General features: G+C 62.7%; 17 protein-coding genes and 1 tRNA gene. 6 read left to right on the top strand and 12 right to left on the bottom strand.

Annotation, left to right across the window (positions count from 1 at the left end):
• Positions 1-2: 2 nt before the first annotated feature.
• From AC0QUY_RS34575 to AC0QUY_RS34605, 7 genes are all read right to left on the bottom strand, one after another.
• Positions 3-566, bottom strand: a complete 564-nt coding sequence (locus AC0QUY_RS34575) for a nucleoside 2-deoxyribosyltransferase (protein WP_475390451.1) — start codon at positions 564-566, stop codon at positions 3-5.
• Positions 567-628: 62 nt separating this feature from the next.
• Positions 629-2,554 (bottom strand): 1-deoxy-D-xylulose-5-phosphate synthase, encoded by a 1,926-nt coding sequence (gene dxs / locus AC0QUY_RS34580; protein WP_475390453.1) that lies wholly within the window; start codon positions 2,552-2,554, stop codon positions 629-631.
• A gap of 349 nt (positions 2,555-2,903) precedes the next feature.
• Complete coding sequence (locus AC0QUY_RS34585; RefSeq protein WP_475390455.1) at positions 2,904-4,211, bottom strand: hypothetical protein; 1,308 nt, start codon at positions 4,209-4,211, stop codon at positions 2,904-2,906.
• A gap of 145 nt (positions 4,212-4,356) precedes the next feature.
• Positions 4,357-4,608, bottom strand: a complete 252-nt coding sequence (locus AC0QUY_RS34590; protein ID WP_057840143.1) for an exodeoxyribonuclease VII small subunit — start codon at positions 4,606-4,608, stop codon at positions 4,357-4,359.
• A 74-nt stretch (positions 4,609-4,682) separates the two neighbouring features.
• On the bottom strand, positions 4,683-5,609 hold the full coding sequence (locus AC0QUY_RS34595; RefSeq protein WP_475390457.1) for a histone deacetylase family protein: 927 nt from the start codon (positions 5,607-5,609) through the stop codon (positions 4,683-4,685).
• 88 nt (positions 5,610-5,697) lie between these two features.
• Positions 5,698-7,362: a bifunctional metallophosphatase/5'-nucleotidase gene (locus AC0QUY_RS34600; protein ID WP_475390459.1), complete on the bottom strand. Its 1,665-nt coding sequence runs from the start codon at positions 7,360-7,362 to the stop codon at positions 5,698-5,700.
• A 148-nt stretch (positions 7,363-7,510) separates the two neighbouring features.
• Complete coding sequence (locus AC0QUY_RS34605; RefSeq protein WP_475390461.1) at positions 7,511-8,275, bottom strand: crotonase/enoyl-CoA hydratase family protein; 765 nt, start codon at positions 8,273-8,275, stop codon at positions 7,511-7,513.
• A gap of 242 nt (positions 8,276-8,517) precedes the next feature.
• On the opposite strand from AC0QUY_RS34605, the gene AC0QUY_RS34610 reads away from it, so the two are divergent.
• The 3 genes from AC0QUY_RS34610 to AC0QUY_RS34620 all read left to right on the top strand — a co-directional run bounded on the left by AC0QUY_RS34610 (position 8,518) and on the right by AC0QUY_RS34620 (position 10,947).
• Positions 8,518-9,471, top strand: a complete 954-nt coding sequence (locus AC0QUY_RS34610; protein WP_475390463.1) for a ring-cleaving dioxygenase — start codon at positions 8,518-8,520, stop codon at positions 9,469-9,471.
• A gap of 130 nt (positions 9,472-9,601) precedes the next feature.
• Positions 9,602-9,808 carry a DUF1737 domain-containing protein gene (locus AC0QUY_RS34615; RefSeq protein ID WP_475390465.1) on the top strand — a complete coding sequence of 69 codons (207 nt, stop codon included), beginning with the start codon at positions 9,602-9,604 and terminating at the stop codon, positions 9,806-9,808.
• Between the two features lie 332 nt (positions 9,809-10,140).
• The gene (locus tag AC0QUY_RS34620) at positions 10,141-10,947 is read left to right on the top strand and encodes a coiled-coil domain-containing protein (RefSeq protein ID WP_161852630.1); all 807 of its coding nucleotides are present in this window, start codon (positions 10,141-10,143) and stop codon (positions 10,945-10,947) included.
• An 84-nt stretch (positions 10,948-11,031) separates the two neighbouring features.
• On the opposite strand, the gene AC0QUY_RS34625 is transcribed toward AC0QUY_RS34620, so the two are convergent.
• Entirely contained in the window at positions 11,032-11,247 is a 216-nt protein-coding gene (locus AC0QUY_RS34625; protein WP_028346790.1) for a hypothetical protein, read from the bottom strand.
• A 528-nt stretch (positions 11,248-11,775) separates the two neighbouring features.
• Between AC0QUY_RS34625 and AC0QUY_RS34630 the strand changes: the two genes are divergently transcribed.
• Together AC0QUY_RS34630 and AC0QUY_RS34635 are read left to right on the top strand one after the other, a co-directional pair.
• Entirely contained in the window at positions 11,776-11,967 is a 192-nt protein-coding gene (locus tag AC0QUY_RS34630) for a hypothetical protein (protein WP_161852631.1), read from the top strand.
• Positions 11,964-13,076: a hypothetical protein gene (locus AC0QUY_RS34635; RefSeq protein WP_475390466.1), complete on the top strand. Its 1,113-nt coding sequence runs from the start codon at positions 11,964-11,966 to the stop codon at positions 13,074-13,076. The genes AC0QUY_RS34630 and AC0QUY_RS34635 overlap by 4 nt, the downstream gene beginning before the upstream one ends.
• A 176-nt stretch (positions 13,077-13,252) precedes the next feature.
• On the opposite strand, the gene AC0QUY_RS34640 is transcribed toward AC0QUY_RS34635, so the two are convergent.
• Together AC0QUY_RS34640 and AC0QUY_RS34645 are read right to left on the bottom strand one after the other, a co-directional pair.
• Positions 13,253-14,512 (bottom strand): hypothetical protein, encoded by a 1,260-nt coding sequence (locus AC0QUY_RS34640; RefSeq protein ID WP_475390468.1) that lies wholly within the window; start codon positions 14,510-14,512, stop codon positions 13,253-13,255.
• Between the two features lie 310 nt (positions 14,513-14,822).
• The gene (locus AC0QUY_RS34645) at positions 14,823-16,604 is read right to left on the bottom strand and encodes an acyl-CoA dehydrogenase (protein WP_475390470.1); all 1,782 of its coding nucleotides are present in this window, start codon (positions 16,602-16,604) and stop codon (positions 14,823-14,825) included.
• Between the two features lie 282 nt (positions 16,605-16,886).
• Between AC0QUY_RS34645 and AC0QUY_RS34650 the strand changes: the two genes are divergently transcribed.
• Positions 16,887-16,961: transfer RNA gene (locus AC0QUY_RS34650), tRNA-Gln, on the top strand.
• Positions 16,962-17,313: 352 nt separating this feature from the next.
• Here the strand turns inward: AC0QUY_RS34650 and AC0QUY_RS34655 are convergent.
• Both AC0QUY_RS34655 and AC0QUY_RS34660 read right to left on the bottom strand, forming a co-directional pair.
• Positions 17,314-17,607 carry a hypothetical protein gene (locus tag AC0QUY_RS34655; RefSeq protein ID WP_161852634.1) on the bottom strand — a complete coding sequence of 98 codons (294 nt, stop codon included), beginning with the start codon at positions 17,605-17,607 and terminating at the stop codon, positions 17,314-17,316.
• A 271-nt stretch (positions 17,608-17,878) separates the two neighbouring features.
• Positions 17,879-19,714: a hypothetical protein gene (locus tag AC0QUY_RS34660; RefSeq protein ID WP_202639278.1), complete on the bottom strand. Its 1,836-nt coding sequence runs from the start codon at positions 19,712-19,714 to the stop codon at positions 17,879-17,881.
• Positions 19,715-19,815: the final 101 nt, after the last annotated feature.

The following is a 19,815-nucleotide window of genomic DNA, read 5'->3' on the forward strand; positions in this document are numbered from 1 at the left end:
TATCAGTCCGATTTTCCGGTGGCACGATCCGCCGCGAGCGCGACGCAGGCCTCGAACGAGGTGAGATCGTGCCAGATATCTTGAGGCGGCTCTCGCGGCGTCACCAGTCTAGCACCATGCAGGTCCAGGGTGTGGATCATCATGAGATTGTCGGGCAGGCCGAAATCCTCCACCGTGAGCCCGTCGGCGTCGACCATGTGACCGGCGTCCGACGTCGTGATGCGGAATGACCGCGCAACGCGGTCGGCGTAGATGGCCGGATCGTTGCTGTAGGCGAAGCAGAGCTTGCCGCGGCCGGCCATGTAGCCGAGTTCATAGACCGTGCCGGCGTCGGCACTGGGGCCGCGAAATGGCGTCAGATTGGCAATGATCGCGTTCGCCGCATCCATCATGGCTTGATTGCCCTTGAAGATCGCGAGCGAAGCATCGAGGGCAGCGAGGTCGATTGTGTTGTCGAGCGGGTAGAGGCCGGTCATCCCATAACGGGCGCAGATCGCGGCCTTGCGGCGCCCAATCTCGACGGCGTCCGGCAGGAACACATCGGGACCTGCCAGATAGATCTTCATGGAATTACCGGCGGAAGAGCCGACCTTCGGTTCTGATGGTCAGAACCGAAGGGGGCTGTGCCTCAGGCGAGCTTGACGGTCTCGGTCTTGTAGTCCTTGCCGAGCGCATCGAACACCTTGGCGACGATGCCCTTGGCGTCGAGGCCGGCATGGGCATACATCGCGTTCGGCGTGTCGTGGTCGATGAACTCGTCGGGCAGGATCATCGCACGCATTCGCAGGCCGCCGTCGAGCATGCCGTGGTCGGACAGCGTCTGCATGACGTGCGAGCCGAAGCCGCCGATCGAGCCTTCCTCAATGGTGAGCAACACCTCGTGGTCGCGCGCCAGCTTCAGCACCAGATCGACGTCGAGCGGCTTCATAAAGCGCGCGTCGGCGATGGTGGTGGAGAGGCCGTGGGCGGCGAGTTCGTCGGCAGCCTTTTCGCATTCGGCCATGCGCGTGCCGAACGAGAGCAGGGCGACCTTGCTGCCCTGGCGGACGATGCGGCCCTTGCCGATTTCGAGGGGAATGCCGACCTCGGGCATTTCGACGCCGCGGCCTTCGCCGCGCGGATAACGCACCGCGCTCGGCCGGTCGTTGATTGCAACCTGCGTCGCAACCATGTGCACCAGTTCAGCCTCGTCGGACGCCGCCATGATGACGAAGTTCGGCAGGCAGCCGAGATAGGCGTTGTCGAACGAGCCGGCATGGGTCGCGCCGTCGGCGCCGACCAGGCCGGCGCGGTCGATCGCAAAACGCACCGGCAGGCTCTGGATCGCGACGTCGTGGACCACCTGGTCATAGCCGCGCTGCAGGAAGGTCGAGTAGATCGCGCAGAACGGCTTGTAGCCTTCGGTGGCGAGACCGGCCGCAAAAGTCACCGCATGCTGCTCGGCAATGCCGACGTCGAAGGTGCGGTTCGGGAACGATTTGTTGAAGATGTCGACGCCGGTACCGGACGGCATCGCCGCGGTAATGGCGACGATCTTGTCGTCCTTCTCGGCTTCCTTGACGAGGCTCTGGCCGAACACGTTCTGGTAGGCCGGTGCGTTCGGTTTTGCCTTGGCCTGAGCGCCGGTCGCGACGTCGAACTTGACGACCGCGTGGTACTTGTCGGCAGAGGCTTCCGCCGGGCCGTAGCCCTTGCCCTTCTGCGTTACGACGTGGACCAGGATCGGGCCGGTTTCCATGTCGCGGACGTTTTTCAGAACCGGCAGCAGATGGTCGAGGTTGTGACCGTCGATCGGGCCGACGTAATAGAAGCCGAGTTCCTCGAACAGCGTGCCGCCGTCCATCATGAAGCCGCGGGAATATTCCTCGACGCGGTTGGCGCGGTTGGCGAGGATCTTGGGCAGACGCTTGTTGATCTGCTTGGCCGCCTCGCGCAGCGTGCGGTAGGTCTTGCCGGAGTAGAGGCGGGACAGGTACGCGCTCATCGCGCCGACCGGCGGCGCGATCGACATGTCGTTGTCGTTGAGGATGACGATCAGCCGCGAGTTCATCGCGCCGGCATTGTTCATGGCCTCATAGGCCATGCCGGCTGACATCGCGCCGTCACCGATCACGGCAATGACGTTGTTCTTGCCGCCGGAGAGATCGCGCGCCACCGCCATGCCGAGGCCGGCGGAGATCGAGGTCGAGGAGTGTGCGGCGCCAAACGGATCGTAGTCGCTCTCGCTGCGCTTGGTGAAGCCGGAGAGGCCGCCGCCGGTACGCAGCGTGCGGATGCGGTCGCGGCGGCCGGTCAGGATTTTGTGCGGGTAGGCCTGGTGGCCGACGTCCCAGATCAGGCGGTCGCGCGGGGTATCGAAGGTGTAGTGGATGGCGGTGGTCAGTTCCACGACGCCGAGGCCGGCGCCGAAGTGACCGCCGGTCACCGACACGGCGTCGATGGTTTCCTGGCGGAGTTCGTCCGCGACCTGCCGCACCTGCTCGATCTTGAGCTTGCGGAGGTCGTCAGGTGTGCGAATGGTGTCCAGAAGCGGCGTTTTACTAAATGTGGTCACAGCGATATTCCAATTTTGCAAGTCAGGGCGAACGGCCTGACGCGAGACGGGAAGCGCGTTAACCGCGCCGTGAAAATCCAGACCCGCCTGCCAGTTCGGCAGGCCGGTACCTGATTTGAAACCCTAGATGCACTCCGGTTTAAACCATGTGATATGCATCACTTAGTCGCTCGGAACCCTTCCCGGTTCAGTTTCTTTAGCTATTTGAGGTGCTTGCCGCCGCCCGAAGCCAGCCGCAGGCTGCTCTCCACAGCCCATAGAACCGCCAGCTTTACACCAAAGCCGCCGCTAAAGCCAACCCGGAGAGCCGATTCGGTTCCACCGTTCTGGGGCAAAAAGCCTCGATTTTTCAACCACTGCGGCGGGCAGATGGTTCCAGTTTGCTCAAATCGGCACTTGGGGCCGCCCTTGGGGCCGCCATCGCGGCCGCTTCGATTCGCTTCCAGGCCCGATCGCGCGCCCCGGAATCGCCGGTCGCGATATCAAGCGCGGCGTCGGGGTGGGTCATGCGGGCGCTGAGCGGGACCGGTCCGCAGACGATCATGAAGAAGTCGTAGGCATTGGGCAGTTCGTTGGCCATCACGAACTGGAAATGCACGCGGAAGAACTGCCAGCGAAACTTCTTGTAATGCTCGGGCAGGATGATGTCGCGGAAGCGGACCGGCACGATATTCGGATTGCGTCTGGCCGCGCCGACGTCGATGCCGTGGCTCGTGATCGGATCGAACTGGTAGAAATTCATCACGTCCTTGCGGGCCTGACAGTCGATCCAGTCGATCGACGGCTCGACCGCCAGCATCCGCAGATGGTCGCGAAACTCGACCGATACGGCGTGATAGCCCACAATCGGGAAATTGCCGCCGATCGTCAGCAGCACGATCCGCGGACCGTGACGGCCGAGCGCCGGATCGAGCTTGAGCGCGTGCGCCAGCATTTCGGTCGACAGGAACGATCCGGAACTATGGCCGACGATGACGATCTCGTCGGCGTCGGTACTCTTCGCCGTCTTGATGAGATGCTGCGCGAAGCGGTCGATGCGCTGATCCCATTCCGGGCGCTCGCGGCGCGAGAACTCCCAGGTCCAGATCGTGTCGCACAGCAGGTAGAGCACGTAAGTGGCGTTCTCGGTGTATTTCAGCACGGCCCCGAGCAGCGCCACGAAAATGGCAATGGCGATCGCGATGCTGAACATGTCGGGAATGCCGATGGCATTCAGGCCTTTCTCGAACACGAAGGCGATGGCGCCGGCGCACGCGGCCTCGAGCAACAGCATCAAATGCGGGTAGGTGATGAAGGTGGCGAACCGCCAGTTCGCCTTGCCGAAGCGGCCGATGGTGCCGGCGAACACGAGGCGCCAGTAGATCCACACTGCGTTGAACACCGTGCGCCAGATCGGCGACGCCAGGTCCTGCTGGATGAAATCCTCGAACCGGAGGAAATCGTAGGAGGTCCGGGTCTGCCAATCCTCAGCTTTGGTGTCGATGGTCCAGGACGCGATCTCGTCGTCGGAGGCGACCTTGGGCCGGCTGATGGTGGCCTGGAGTTGGTAAAGCCGGCCGAACTTGCGCAGTTCGGTCCGGAACATGCGGTAATATTGCGCCAGCCCGCGCGGATCGTAGCCCTGAATATAGATAATATGGCGGTGCTCGACGCGCACGTACTGTCCCCAAGTGTGGGCGGACTATATCAGGCTGTGCAGCGCCGGAAGAACTAATTCGGCTGTTCCGTCTCCCACACGGCAAGGTAGAAACTTCGCCCAGTAAGCCCGTTTCGTGCGCCGAACGCTAAGACCGCTGGCGGGCTTACTGGACGTCGAGTGGCTCGGTCCCGGTGGCCTGGCCGTTCGCGTCCGTCGTGATCTTGTCGACGCGGGCCTCCGCCTGCCGCAGCAGTTCTTCGCAGCGGCGCTTCAACGCTTCGCCCCGTTCATAGATTGCGACCGATTCCTCGAGCGGCACCTTGCCGTCCTCCAGCCGTTTCACGATCGATTCGAGTTCCTCGATCGCGCGCTCGAAGGAGAGTTTTTTGACGTCCGCTTGCGTGTTTTCGGCCATATCGAGTTCCCGGATGCGCCCCCAGTCAGAAGCGCAGAATCAAGCAAATTATTTCGGACCTATTGTGGCGTGATCTACGCGCCCATCAACGCGGTGACATGCGCGGCAACCGACTCTTTCAGCCCCTGCAGGTCGTAGCCGCCTTCCAGCACCGAGACAACCCGCCCCTCGGCGCTCGAATCAGCCACATCCATCAGCTTGCGGGTGACCCAGCCGAAATCGTCCGCCTTCAGGTTGAGCGAGGCGAGGGGATCGCGGTAGTGCGCGTCGAAGCCGGCGGAGATGATCACGAGCTCCGGCGAGAATTTTTGTAGCTGCGGCAGGATCAGGTTCTCGAATGCTGAGCGGAACTTGGCGCTGCCGTCTTCGGACGCCAGCGGCGCATTGACGATGGTGTCGTGCTCGCCGCGCTCGCCGCTGGCGCCGGTGCCGGGAAACAGCGGCATCTGGTGCGTCGAGCAGTACATCACGGTCGGATCGTGCCAGAAAATGTCCTGCGTGCCGTTGCCGTGATGGACGTCGAAATCGACGATCGCGGCGCGGCCGATGCCGTATTTGCGCTGGGCGTGGCGTGCGGCAATGGCGACATTGTCAAAGAAGCAGAAGCCCATCGGCTTCGAGACCTCGGCATGATGGCCGGGCGGCCGCACCGCGACGAAGGCATTCTGATGGGTTCCGGACATCACCGCGTCAGTCGCAGCCACTGCGCCGCCGACGCCGCGCATCACCGCTTCCCAGGTGCCCGGCGACATCGAGGTGTCGCCGTCGATATAGATCATGCCGCTTTGCGGCGCGATGTGGCGGAGTTCGCCGACATAGTGCTCGCCGTGGCACAGCGTGACGGAATCGAGACTGCCCTCGGGCGCCTCGCTGCGCGTGAGCGGCTTGAAGCGATCGTCCGCCAGCACCTCGGCGACCGCGCGCAGCCGGTCAGGACGCTCCGGGTGCCCCGGGGGCGTGACATGGTCGAGGCAGGCGGTATGGGTCAGAAGCAGTGTCATGCGAAATCCTGGCGTAGAGGAGCGCGCCGGCAAGGAGCGGCTAATCTAGGCCGTTAGAGGCCGCTCGGAAAGGCCCACGGCGCGCGGCTCAGTTGACCCGGACGATGCGATCGGCGGAGGTCGGGCCGACCGGACTGTTCGCCGCAAAATAGGTATGCAGAGCGTCGACGTCATAGACGCCAATCAGCGGTGCGGTTCCTTCCGTCAGCACGGTAAAACCGTCGCCGCCAACGAACAGGAAATTGTTGACGGTGACGCGATAGTGCGCAGCAGGATCGATCGGCTGTCCGTTCAGCGACATCCGTTCGGCGATGATGCGCTCGCCATCGCCCTTCGATCCGTCCCATGCGTAGCTGAAGCCTTTCGACACCTGCAGGATCCGCGGCCGCTTGGGGTCGCGCCATTGCTGCTCCAGCATGTCCTTGATCTGCTTTCCGCTCAGCGTCAGCGTCACCAGTTGATTGCGGAACGGCTGGCTGGCGAACAGGTCGGCATAGGTCACCGCGCCATCTTCCTTCCGCGTGACATCGGCGCGGACGCCGCCGGGATTGGTGAAGGCGATGACCGCACCGCCTCTTGCTTCCGCGCTGGTCGCGGCGAGTTGCGCGTCGGCGATGATGTCGCCGAGCGGACTTTCGCCGGCGGCATTCGGCACGCGCGACAGCGTCGCCGTCACCGCGCCCGCCGGGCGGTTGGCGATCGGCGCGGCCAGCCTGTCATAGGCGTCAAGCAGCGCGGTCTGTTGCGCATCCTTCGCAAGCGCTGCGGTGCGGACGATATTGTTGCCGGCCCTGGCGCTGACGACGTCGCGCGTCACGGGATCGAGTTTCAGATCGATCGCGGTGACCAGCGTGCCGTATTTGTCGCCGGAAGTGACGAGCCGCCCGTCGATCTCGCAGACATAGGCGCGGTGGGTATGGCCGGAGACCACGACGTCCACTGCCTTGTCGAGCCTTTTGACGATATCGACGATCGGCCCGGAAATGCCGGGACATTCGTTGTAGTCCCCGGTCGGCAATCCGCCCTCGTGGATCAGCACGACGATGGCCTCGACGCCGCGCGCCTTCAGCTCCGGGATCAGCGCGTTCACCGTCTCGGCCTCGTCGCGGAATTCGAGGCCGGCAATGCCGACAGGCGAGACGAGGCCAGGCGTGCCTTTCAAAGTCAGGCCGATGAAGGCGACCGGAATGCCTTCGAATGTGCGAATTTCATAGGCGGGAAACACCGTCTTGCCGCTGCTCTTCTCGAACGTGCTGGCGGCGAGATAGCGAAATTTCGCGCCGGTAAACGGATGCGGCCCCTGGCATTTGTCGACCGGATGGCAGCCGCCGTTCTGCATGCGCAACAGCTCGTCTTTGCCCTCGTCGAATTCGTGATTGCCGACAGCGGAAATATTCAAGCCCATCATCGACAGCGCTTCGATCGTCGGCTCGTCATGGAACATCGCCGACAGAAACGGGCTGGCGCCGATCAAATCGCCGGCCGCGACGAAGATGGAATTCTTGTGCCCCCCGCGAAGCTGGCCGACCAGCGTCGCCATGTGCTCGGCGCCGCCGGCTTCGACGGTGATCTTCTTCGTCCCGTCCTCGGGATCGGCGATCGTGATCCCGCCCGAGGGCGGGCGAAGATAGCCGTGAAAATCATTGATCGCGAGAATGCGCAGGTCGACCGGAGCGGTGGTTTGCGCGCTTAAGGAAGCGATGGGCGCCAGCATGATCGCGAGCGCAAGGAAAGGACGGAAGAGAACTTTCATGGCCTTGATGTTTCCGCATCATTGCCTGCGACAAACGCGAAGCGTTTGTGCAAGGGAGCGCAGCGACGCAATCCATTATTTCTTGATGCGGCGCAATGGATTGCTTCGCTGCGCTCGCAATGACGGTGGGGCGAGAGCGTGCCTTCAACTACCCCTTCTTCCGCTCGAAGAACGCCTTGAACGCCGTCACGGCTTCCTTCGAACGCAATCGTTCGCCGAACAGATGGCCTTCCTGGTCGATCCGGCGCGTCATGTCCTCTGGCGGCAGTTTTAGCAGTTTGCGCGTGATTGCGACCGCTTCTGCCGGCAGTGCGCAGATCTCGCGCGCGACCTTGCGCGCCTCGGCTTCGGTGTGTCCGGGCGCCACAACGACATTGACGAAGCCAGCCTCGCGCGCCTCGTCGGCGGAAAACTTGCGGCCCATCACCAGCATGGCGAAGGCGCGCTGGTGGCCCATGGTGCGCGGCATCAACAGGCTGGAGGCGGCTTCGGGGACCAGTCCGAGATTGATGAACGGCGTGGAGAACGTCGCGGTCGTGCTGGCCAGCACATAGTCGCAATGGAACAGCATGGTGGTGCCGATGCCGATCGCGACGCCGTCGACGGCGGCGATGATCGGCTTGACGTTGTGGGCCAGCGAATAAAGCAGTTTTACGGCGTTGGAGGCGCCGCGTGGTGTATCGGTATTCGACGTGCTCTCTTTCAGAAAATCCTCAAGATCGTTGCCCGCGGTGAACACGCCCGAACCGCCGGTGATGATGATGCAGCGGATATCGGGATTGTACTGCGCCTTGTCGATTGCATCGCTCATTCCGCGATACATGTCCTGGGTGAACGCGTTCTTCTTCTCGGGCCGCCGCAGCTTGATCACGCGCGTCGCGTCTTCGTCCGACACAATGAGGTGTCCGGTCATGAACTTGCCCCTAAAAGCAGCCGGCCGCGGTGCCGCTGGCCAATCATCCGGTCCTATCCTACATGATCCGGCAAGGGCCCCAACCACTCCGTGCAATTTTCCCGGGGGAGCATGATCCGGACCCGAAGGGCCGCGTTAGCGCAAAGTGGCCCCCGGTTTTCCGAAAAGATCATGCTCAAATAACAACATAACGCGGGGATGGCTTTCCGGCGGAAAGCCATCCCGACTACGAGGTTAATGCAATGCAGCTAGGCGGAATCCATCATCTGACCGCGATCTCGGCGAAGCCGCGGGAGAATTTAGCCTTTTACACCGGCCTGCTTGGCATGCGGTTGGTCAAGAAGACAGTCAACCAGGACGACGTCAGCGCCTACCACCTGTTCTACGCCGACGGCAAAGCCAATCCCGGCACCGATCTCACCTTCTTCGATTTTCCCGCGGCGCTTGAACTGCGCGGAACCAATTCGATCTCGCGCACCGGCCTGCGCGTTGCCGGCGAGAAGGCTCTCGGCTACTGGCGGGATCGACTCAAGAAGGCTGGCGTGGAGACCCGCGACATCATCGAGGTCGACGGCCGTCTGACGCTGCCGTTCGAGGACGGTGAGGGGCAGCGGCTGGTTCTGATCGACGATGGCGGTGCGGGGCCGGCCTCGCCTTGGGAGAAGAGTCCGGTGCCGGCGGAGCATCAGATCCGCGGGCTCGGTCCGATCGTGCTGACCGTGCATGATCTATCGCGCACCACCTTCGTGCTGGCCGAGGTCATGAACATGCGCCGCGTGCGGGAGTATGCCGCTCACGGTGCGCAGATTCACGTGTTCGAGATGGGCGAGGCAAGGGGAGAGAGCAACCCCGCCGCTGAGCTGCATGTGCTCGAGGATAAGACCTCGCCGATCGCCCGCCAGGGCGCCGGCGGCGTGCACCATGTCGCGTTCCGCACCCCCGACGAGGCGCAGTATCACGCCTGGACGAAACGTCTGACGGACTTGCGCATCCCCAACAGCGGCGAGATCGATCGCTTCTATTTCCGCAGTCTCTATTTCCGCGAGCCCAACGGCATCCTGTTCGAGATCGCCACCGACGGCCCGGGCTTTGCGACCGACGAGCCGATGGAAAGCCTCGGCGAGCGGTTGGCGCTGCCGCCGTTCCTGGAGCCGCGAAGGGCGCAGATCGAAGCGGGGCTGAAGCCGATCGAATGAATTCCGTAGCTTCGTAGAATGGGTGGAGCGAAGCGATACCCATCAGCTCACCGCACACCGTGCTCGATGGGTATCGCTTCGCTCCACCCATCCTACGCGCTAAAAGCTGTTCGAGCGTTTGGAGGGCATCATGAAGGTTTACCGATATCTCACGGGCAAGGATGATGCCGCATTCTGCCACCGAGTGACCGACGCTTTGAACCGCGGGTGGCAGCTTTATGGACAGCCGACTCTGACATTCGACCAGAAGCGCGGCGAAGTGATCTGCGGGCAGGCCATCACCAAGGATGTCGAAGGCAAGTCTTACGATTCCGAAATGGATTTGTCGAAGTTGTAGCGCAGCGAAACCCATCGCAGTCCCAGGCGGCAATTGATGGGTATCGCTTCCGCCTTCGCTCGTTGAGCTACGGCGGATAAAGTCCCGCCACCCATCCTACGGGCTGTGCGTCTCGCGCATGTGGGCGCGGGCCTTCGGCTTGGAACAGGGGATACGGAACTTGACGACGAATGCAGAGCGCCCGCGAAGGGTCAGAGTTCCTTCCGTAGTTCTCCGGTCGTGAACATAGTTCCGCCTTCTCAGCTGCGTTAAACGCCAGTGTTAGCTCGTCGTAGCGCAGATGCGCGGATCGCTCCCAGGCGGGAGCCATTGCATTTGATACGGAGCATCAAATGAATTCCAGTCTTGAAGACCGGCTCGCGGAAGGGCAGATCGCAAGTTTGGATCAGCAGCTTTCGAACCTGGCGCGCGAAGTGGGAATCGGTCCTTCGGTCCCGCCGACCAGCATGAACACGTCTCGCCCCCCGCCGGCAACGAGTCATCGATTGGCGGATTGGCGCTATCTGGCTTTCGTTGGCTCTCTCTCGGCAGCATTCATTGGTGTCGCTGCCTGGTGGTGGTCATCCTCCGCCGATACGGTGATGATGGCCCCCTCAGATCCGGCACCTCTGACACAGGCGGCGCCGGAAGCCGCTGCGCCGAAAGATGTCGCGTCGGCTGCTGTTGTTCTGTCTTCCGAGTTGGCGCAGCAGCTAGAACCGATGGCGGGCGATCTCGCTGCCTTGAGGCAAACGGTCGAACAGCTCAAGGTGAGGCAAGAACAATTGGTCCGCGACAATGAAAATCTCACGAGCCAACTCGACGCGAGCCGGGAAGCAATGGCACGCAACAACAGTATCATCGAGCAGATCAAGGCGACCCAGATCCAGATGACGCGCGAAAGCCAGACGCTTATCGAGCGGGTCAACACAAGCCAGGAACAACTCGCCCGCAATGTCGCCAGCGCTTCAGAGCCAAAGGCGGTGCCCGAAGCGCCAAAGATGATGTCTGAAGAGCCAAAGGTGATGCCCGAAATACCACTGCCGCGTCCGCGGCAGGCGACCACTGTCGGTCAGACGCAAAAGCCGACGCCAGCCCCGGCGCGGCCGCAAGCCAAAAAAACGCAACCGTTATTGGCATGGCCATGGTCAGTGCGCTAATGCACCCGGCCGCCTGACGTCGACGCAAACAAATTCGTTATGCCCGGCAAAGAACCGCGCCAGCGTGAGATAGCCTGTGGCTCCTCAGGCTTCGTTCTTCGGCGTGTATTTACCGAGCACGCATTTGTAGCCTTGCAATCGCCACGCGTGATAGGGCCCCTTGGCGAGCCAGTCGGCGATGCCGATTTGCGCGTTGACTGCGCAGGCGCCCATGGTGATGCCGGACTGCTCGCTGGTGGTAACGACCTTTTCGAGGCAGAGCTGGCTGTTGCAGAGAACGGCGATGAGAGTAACGAGCATGGTGACCTTCGTCGTTGAATATCCGGCTCGCTCACGCCATGCAGGGTTCGTGCCAGCAGGGTGCGCGCCCGGCCTTCAGGAAATCGGCCCGCAAAACTACGCACTTCAAAGCCGCGCCATTCGGCGCGGGACGGTCTAGTCAAACGCTCAAGGGAAACAATTGCAGTGAAAGTAGAATCCGGGCGTGGACGATTCGCAAAGCGTAGAACTACGGTCTCTGCGGCGGATTAGCCTGACTGTCATTATGCAGCAACAGTTCTGGATGGCGTTGTTCGGCACGCGATGCCCGCAGCGCTTCTCAGATTCAGATCGTCCGAATGATTTCGTCCGCGACCCGCTTTTCGGACTCAATTCGAACATCGCGCGATGCTCGCCTCGCGCTCCACGTTGGAGCGGTTGCGGCCGGAGAGCAGGATGCGGCATTCGTGCAACAACCAGCGTCGTAAATTCCGGAAGGCGAATCGTTGAGCAGCGATGGCCTGCGTGTGCGGGTATAATCGCGTCAACGAATCCGAGAAGGGGTTTTCGATGTCGAAGTTTGCGATTGGCGAGCAAGTCGAAAACGTGGCCAACGATCACGAGTCGGGCCCGGTTGTGGCCGTGTTTCCGACCGTTGACGGGAGCTTTAGATATGCCGTCGACACGGACGGCTACGGCGCACGTCAGTTCTTTGTCGAGCAAAAGCGGACTTTCGTCGTTTCGAGGCAGGGCGCCACATGACAGGCCGTGCAACCACGCGAGCGATCTCCGCGACCGAACCGGCGGAGGGCGACAGCGACGCCATGCGCATCAGGCATCAGCTTGATGCCTGGGCCAATGCCTCAAATCGTGCCCCTAGACTGGTGACAACACCGGAAGCCCTCAGCATGGAGCCATCCGGCGAGGCGCCCCAGGCAGCAAAGAAACGCAGCCGCTCCTCTTCGGCGGCCGGTCGTAGCAAAGCCACCAGGGCGACCAAGGCCAAGGCATCGGCAACGGCAACGGAAGCGACCGAGGCCAACGTCGAGCCGGAGATGCCGAACGCGCCGCTTGAGCCGCCGACGGTTTCCGCCGAGGCGGCCGTGCCGGAGGCCGTTTCTGTCGTTCCCGCCCCACCAACGCGCGAACGCACCAGCCGCGCCTTTGCCATTGCTGCCGCTCTCGCGCTGGCGACGGTCGCTGCCTATTTTTCGGTCGCCGGCATGGCCGAAATATTTCCCGGCGATCCCGTTGCGGTCATGGTGCTCGCCGCCACGATGGAGGCCGGCAAGCTCGTGATCGCCGGATGGCTGGCCGCGCATTGGCGCCAGACCAGCTGGAAAATGCGCTCCGTCATGGTCGCGCTCGTCGCCGGCCTCGCGCTGATCAACGCCGCCGGCGTGTTCGGCAAGCTGGTCGAGGCGCATGTCAGCGTCGCGGCCACGGCGCGGTCAGGCGTCACCGAGCGCATTGAATCGCTCGACGCCCGCGTGGTGGCGCAAACGGCCGCCGTCGCCGATCTCACCGGCCGCATCGCGCAAATCGACCGGGCGGTCGATGAATCGACACGGCGCGGGCGGGTGACGCGGGCTCTCAACATCGTCAGCCAAGAGCGCGCGACGCGGGACGGGCTGGATACGCAGCGGCAGGCCGCGACCGCAACGCTCGTCGACCTGCAGGCACAACGCGCGGCGCTGGCCGGCGAACGCTCTCGCATCGAAGCGTCCACCGGTCCGATCCAGTATCTCGCCATGATGGTCGGCGCCGCGCCCGAAGCCGCGGTGCGATGGCTGATATTGCTGATGGTGCTCTGCTGCGATCCGGCAGCAATCGCTTTGACGGTCGCTGCGGCCAGTTCGCGCCGCGAATGAGTCGTGGGGCGATTTCGGGCTTCAATTTCATTCGCTCCGCATGTCGCGGAGCCTGTCATCGGGCATCGGTCGCGCATTCGCGCGACCGTTGGCTCATGCGGGCTACGCGCCGTTCGCTTGACTGATCAAGCCTCGCCGTCTTCCCGCGTGGGCAGGAAGGGCATGCGGCGGACCGGCTACATGGTCCGGCCTTTGGACAATTTTGCCGTTTTGGCATTGGCTGTTTTCGTGCGCTTTGCCGTGCGGTGATTGTCTCGCGCGGTTAAGCGCTCGCGCTTCTTGATGCTCGCTTGCGCTTCCTGCGTCTTCGATCCGCCACGGCGGGAGGCATACTCCTTGCCGTCGATCGGTCCCACATGCGGCGGATCCCGGTCGAGATACGGCCGCCCGATGCCGAACGTCTTGCCGTTTTCGTCGATCCACTTCCAGAGCTTGTCGGTGGAGACCCAACGTTGCGCCCGCGTCGCGCCCTTGACGCTGACGATGTCGGCCGCGAGCCCGTGGCCATAACCGCCACGCAAACTCCCGCCATGGTAGGATCGATCGGTTGCCGCTTTCAGGCCGCTTGCGATTCCCTGGCGGTAGTCGTCGCGAAACGCGCTGGTGATGCCGGGCGATAGTCCGGCCTGCTCGGCGGCGTGCAGGGTATGAAAGAGTTTCAGCTTGAAGCTCTTGTCCATGCCGCCGATCACGTAGTCGATCATCGTCATGCCGGCTCTGTCGGCCGCCTTCGGGTCCTTCCAGGTAAAATCCTCGTCGACGCGCTTGGTGAAGGTCCTGGTGACGGTTATCGTCTTGCCCTTCCTCTTGATCGTCACTTTCCGCCGCTCATGCACCTTGATGGCGTCGATCTTGGGCGCCCGCTCATAGAGCGCCCACAGATAGCGATCGATGCAGATTTCCGCGACCAGACATTCCTCGTTGATTTCGATGGTGCTCACCGCCGGCAGGCCAGTGTCGCGCATCGAAGCAGGCGAACTCGCCGCGGCCACGTCGGCGGCAGGCGTCTCTGGCGGCAGCACCTCCGCCGGATCGGTCAGCGAGGCCACGACGAAAGATTTCGGCTCTTCCGGGGCGGCCGTCGCGTCAGGCGCTTTCGTGATGTCCGGCGCTTTCTCGATCACGGTCGCCGCAGGGAGCGGCACCTCGATGGCATCGATGGCGGCGCTTGCCAGCGCGATCACCGGCGGCGTGACCACGGGCGGCGTGACCACCGGCTCGGCGCTCGCGATGCGAGAAGGTTCCTTGCGTTCCGCGGTTGAAGCCGCCTCGGCGCTCTCGATCGAAGCGCCGGCATTCTTGACAGAAGCGCTGACTCGTTCGATGGGCGCCGCACCAGGGCTGGCGAGCCAGACGAGAACCCAGCTCAAGAGAGCCACGCCCGAGAGAAGGTTGATTCGACGCTGCGCCTTCGTCGCCAATCGCCATGGGTCCATTGTCCGGCCTCCAAGGCTCCGCAAGAGCCTGATTGCACAAGCACGCGATTGGCTCATTCTTCGGATTGCGAGATGAATGCGCAACGGCCGGAGACTACGGGATCATTCGTTTTTTCAGGGGTGTTGCTGCGGTACAACGCGCTGCGGCATGGAACTTGTTGTGTATTTTTGAGACTTGTGTGCGCTACCCGACAGAGGAACAAGAGATCGCACGACCGTACGGCGGATTAGCGAAGCGTAATCCGCCATTGGTCCGTCGAGTCGCGCTTGTGAAGGCCGGTTACGTTTCACTAACCCATCTTGCGAATTGTTAGCCCAGCAACACCGCGTCGGCGCCGTTCACCGCATCGGCTGAGTCCGTCACCGTCTTCTCCAGCGAGCTCGCCTGCACGGTGATGTTCTCGGCAAAGAATCGCGCCACCGTCACGTAGCGTTGCGGATCGCCGGCCTCGCCATTGCTCTTGGCGGCGAGCGCTTCGCCGGCCAGCATGCAGCCGCCGAGCGTCGACCCGAACAGGCGCAGGTAGGGCGTCGCGCCGGCGAGCGCGTCGTTCGGCGCGGAATTAACGCGCTCCAGCAGCCATTTGCTGGCGCGCTCGAGCGAGCCGAGCGCATCGCGCAGTTTGCCGCCCGTGCTGCCGAAGGCCGGATCGTTCGAGGTTTCGACCTGCTTGACGATGCCGCCCAGTTCGTCGAGCAGCGCCCACACCGCTGCGCCGCCATTGGCGGCGAGCTTGCGCGTGACGAGGTCGATCGACTGGATGCCGTTGGTGCCCTCGTAGATCGAGGTGATGCGCGCGTCGCGGTAGTGCTGTGCGGCGCCGGTCTCCTCGATAAAACCCATGCCGCCGTGGATCTGCACGCCGAGATACGTCACCTCGTTGCCGATGTCGGTGGAGAACGCTTTTGCAATCGGCGTCAGCAGCGCGCCGCGGGCGGCAGCATCGGCGCGCACCTTTGCGTCCTTGGCGCGGGTGGCAACGTCGAGCGCGACGGCAGTAGCGTAGCAGATCGAACGCGCCGCAGCGGTCATGCTGCGCATCTGCAGCAGCATGCGCTTGACGTCGGGATGCACGATGATCGGATCGAGTCCGTCGCCCTTCTTGCCGACGGCGCGACCCTGCTTGCGCTCCTGCGCGAAGGCAAGGGCCTGCTGATAGGCCCGGTCGGCGATGCCGACGCCTTCGAGGCCGACGCCGAGGCGGGCCTGGTTCATCATCGTGAACATGCAGAGCATGCCCTTATTTTCCTCGCCGATCAGGTAACCGATCGCGCCGCCCTGATCGCCCATCGTCATGGTGCAGGTGGGGGAGGCGTGCATGCCGAGCTTGTGCTCGACGCCGCTAGGATAGATGTCGTTGCGCGCGCCGAGCGAGCCATCGGCATTGACGAGGAATTTCGGAATCAGGAATAGCGAAATCCCCTTGGTGCCCGCAGGTGCATCGGGCAGGCGGGCCAGCACGAAATGCACGATGTTATCGGTCATGTCGTGGTCGCCATAGGTGATGAAGATTTTTGTTCCTTTGATGCGGTAGGTGCCGTCACCGACAGGCTCGGCGCGCGTCCGCAGTGCGCCGACGTCGGAGCCGGCCTGCGGCTCGGTGAGCTGCATGGTGCCGGTCCATTCGCCGGAGACGAGCTTCTCCAGATAGATCCGCTTCAGCTCCTCGCTGCCATGGGCGTCGAGCGCCTCGATCGCCGAGAGCGTCAAGAGCGGGCAGAGGCCGAAGGCGATGTTCGAGGCGCTCCAGATTTCGGTGCAGGCGGCGTTGATCGCCAGCGGCAGACCCTGGCCGCCGAAGGCTTCCGGCCCCGACACCGCGTTCCACCCGGCCGCGGCCCAGCGCTGATAGGCATCCGGCCAGCCGGGGGCGGTGGTCACCTTGTTGTCCGCCAGCTTGATGCCGTGTTCGTCGCCGACGCGGTTCAGCGGCGCCAGCACGTCGCCGGCGAATTTGCCGGCTTCCTCCAGCACAGCTGCGGCAATATCACCGTCGAAATCGCCGTAATGGCCGGCCTTCACGGCCGCCTGCAGCCCGGCGCCGTGGTTGAGCGAGATCAGGATGTCGGAGATCGGCGCGCGGTAGGTCATGACTAAAATCTCGCTTTTCTGGCCAATGTGCTGCCGCCGTCTTCCCACGAAACCGGGGTTCTCTCAACTCTCCGCCGGACGGTATTCGGCCGTGCAGGCGGCACCAGACCGGCCCAGGAGACCCGGAGCGGTGACCCATTATAAAGGGTCGGGGTCAATGCAGCCGATTTTGACGTGAAATTCGCCCCCACGGCCTGTTGAAATGGCGTGGCTCCCTCTATAGACCGGCGGTGCCGGACAAGGGATCGCGTTGGTCGATCCGACCGTTCCGGCCCGGCCTGTTGGGGCGTAGCCAAGCGGTAAGGCAGCGGATTTTGATTCCGCCATTCGGAGGTTCGATCCCTCCCGCCCCAGCCAATTGATATTGCTCGTCTAATCGCCTTTTTTGGTTGCTTCATTTGGAATGGCGCGATTCCGCTGCCCGTTGAAGAGAGATCGCTATTTCGTTCGCCACCTATTCGTTGCCAGTGCAAGTGACGCAGTCATCGGTGCATCGATGGGAGAAGCGGGTCTCCAATCTCAGGCGCTCATAAACTACGTCATGCGAAAGACTGGTTGAGATATCGTAGGTTCGGTTGGTGTGGGACCGGGACATCCCCGCGTGACGGTCACGCGGCGGCTCGGACCGATGCGCGATAACGGATGCTGTCGACCGGAGACGGTTACAGCATCCTCGCCGATGACATAAGAGCGGCCCTTTGCTTCCTGTCTACCAGCCGCGAATGATGAACCTTGGTCCGCCGTAGCGGCGATCGTAGTAGCCGGGGCCAGCGTAGTAGTTGTAGCCCCGGCCGGGGAAGTAGCTGGGGTCGTAGTAATAGCGCAGGACATAGCGTGGTCCCCGGGTCCGCCAGCAGCGCCCATAATACTCGTTGCAGATCAGACCGACCTGATCGACGTTGGAGATTTCGACGGAGCTGATCGTCGTCGCATTGATGGGCGCGGCGAAAGCGGCGGACGCGAGCAGCACGGAACCGAATACGCCCAGTGCGATGGCCTTCATGGATTTCTCCCTTCGGTTGGCCTTGCCGCAGCGTGCGTCCGGGGAAAGCATCAATTGGCGTTGGAACGCTACCGCTGACGACCGGGTTCTGGTGCTCCGAAACGCTCTCAGTCTGATATCCGGGCGATGAGATTGGCGTTGCCCGCGCGCAGGCCCTCCAAACGCGACCAGCCGCGTTGCTACTAACGCGGCTTGCTCGTCCCCGGGGGATATTCTCAATCGCTTCCAGGATTTCGGCACGCACGTCCTTATTGTGCTGGGCGAAGACGGATCAAAAATTGAGCTGGATCAATCCGAACAAGCCATGCGCGACCCTTCCCGTACCGCCGCTGCTCACCGGGTAGTCCCAATTGGCTGAATATTCCACGGCCACCTTCAGCCCATCCATTACCCACTCGCCTCCGGTAAGGAAAAGCCGGTGTTGCGGGACGAATCCGATCCGGGTTGGCACGCCGTTTTGCAGGATCGAAACACCCGCCATGTCTTTGCTGCCGGAATATCCCACCGAGATGAAATTGCCCTGCGCGCCTATCTCCGTTATCCATGGGTTCCAGTCAAACTGGTAGGCAATCGAGGCCTGCCAAGTCATCGGCATCATGCTCCGCGCAATGCCGAGCCCATCGACAAACCTGGCGTCCTGAATTGCTGCATTTACCTCGCCTACGAACGCGAACGGGCCGAAACTGGTTTTGAGGCTCGCGGCCATTCCGGGAATCTGCCCGATCTGGCTCAGGAACGGGAGGTAAGACGAACGCAGAAATCTGCTTTCGAAAACGGAGCTGCTATAGTCGACATGGAAGTCAAGGGTCCACGGACAAATCCACGAATCCGTCAGTTGGTCATACGGCACGCCGCAATGGCCCCTTGTCCGGAAACCGAGACTGACGTTGTAATCGTCGATTTTCGTTCGGCCGGGTATGATGCTGTCGCTACCTTTGTAGGTCATGACTGAGCCATAGAAGGGCGCCGGGTCGAAGGGGAATGTGACTGGCGTAGGCCGGAACGGACGCTCAGGCAGCGGGGTGTAGCCGAGCCAACCCATGAATTGTCTCACCGCCGGTGCGACGACCAACGGACTTACGCGTGGAACAACGACGGGCGCCGGCGGCGGCTGCCGCGGTGGGGTTGGCCAGGCGAATTCCAGGCCTCCCGCCGTCTGACGGTTTTCAAACACCTCGGTTGTCAGCGGAGTGCCGATCGATAGCGTATCCAGGCGCGCCACGCCCGTGGACGTACCGAAATGCAAAACCTCCACGCCGAAGCGGGCCGCGATCGGGAATTGCATCAGATCGCCTACCAAAATGTGAGTCCGATCAAGCGTGAAGCGATCCACGCCTATGCCAGCGACGTTGGTCGGTACCACTGGTTGATTCCCGGTCGGGAATATCGCGCCAGTGCCGCTCTCGAAGTGGAGAACCAGAGCACCGGTCAACCAGTCGCTCAGCTTGATATCGAAATCGAGTTCAGCTGTACCCAGCGACAGGTTTTCCTGGGTAGGGCCGGTGAATGAGCCGGTCCGCGAGGCCAGGCCTTCAACCACGCCGCTCAGCGAGAGGAAGCTATTAATTTTGGGTCCGGTCTTCGAGAGCGAGTCCCGGATGATCTGGCGCGTCGCGTTCTCGTTCGCCGCCCAGCCGATTTCCAGCCATCTTATACGCTCGTTAAGCGGCCTCTTCGCTGCGGCTTCGGACAAATCCGGAGCGGGCAGAGCGGGCGGAGCGACGGGCGGCGCCACAACAACCGTGGGCGCGGCTGCCGCCGCAGTCGCGGCAGGTGTCGGACGTTGCTGCGCCGGAGCGGGCTTGACACGCCGCGTCGGCGACGCGCCCTCTAGGGCACTGAGACGTTCGGAAAGTTTGCGGTTCTCCGCCTTTAGCTCCCCGAGCGTGCGCCGGAGAGCTGCCACGTCCTCGCTCTCCGCGGCGGCGGTATAAGAAGGGACAAACAACATGAGGCTGAACAATGCCGGTACAGCGCCAAAGGCCAGCGGGTACCGGGAATAGTCGCGGTGCCAACCGCGCGCAGTTGATCTTACGGTGCCAGTTTCTGCATCGTGCCACCGTCGCCCAGATCGGGCGACGCGCTCATTCCGCTTACCCCAGATCATGCGCGGCCCCATCACTACCGCAGTTCGACGTCACTCGGTCGAACCAACTCGTTCATAACAATTGCGCTCTGGTAATCAGACTGTCTCGGCCAGCGTTTCAT

The sequence above is a fragment of the Bradyrhizobium sp. WYCCWR15520 genome, assembly GCF_056174665.1.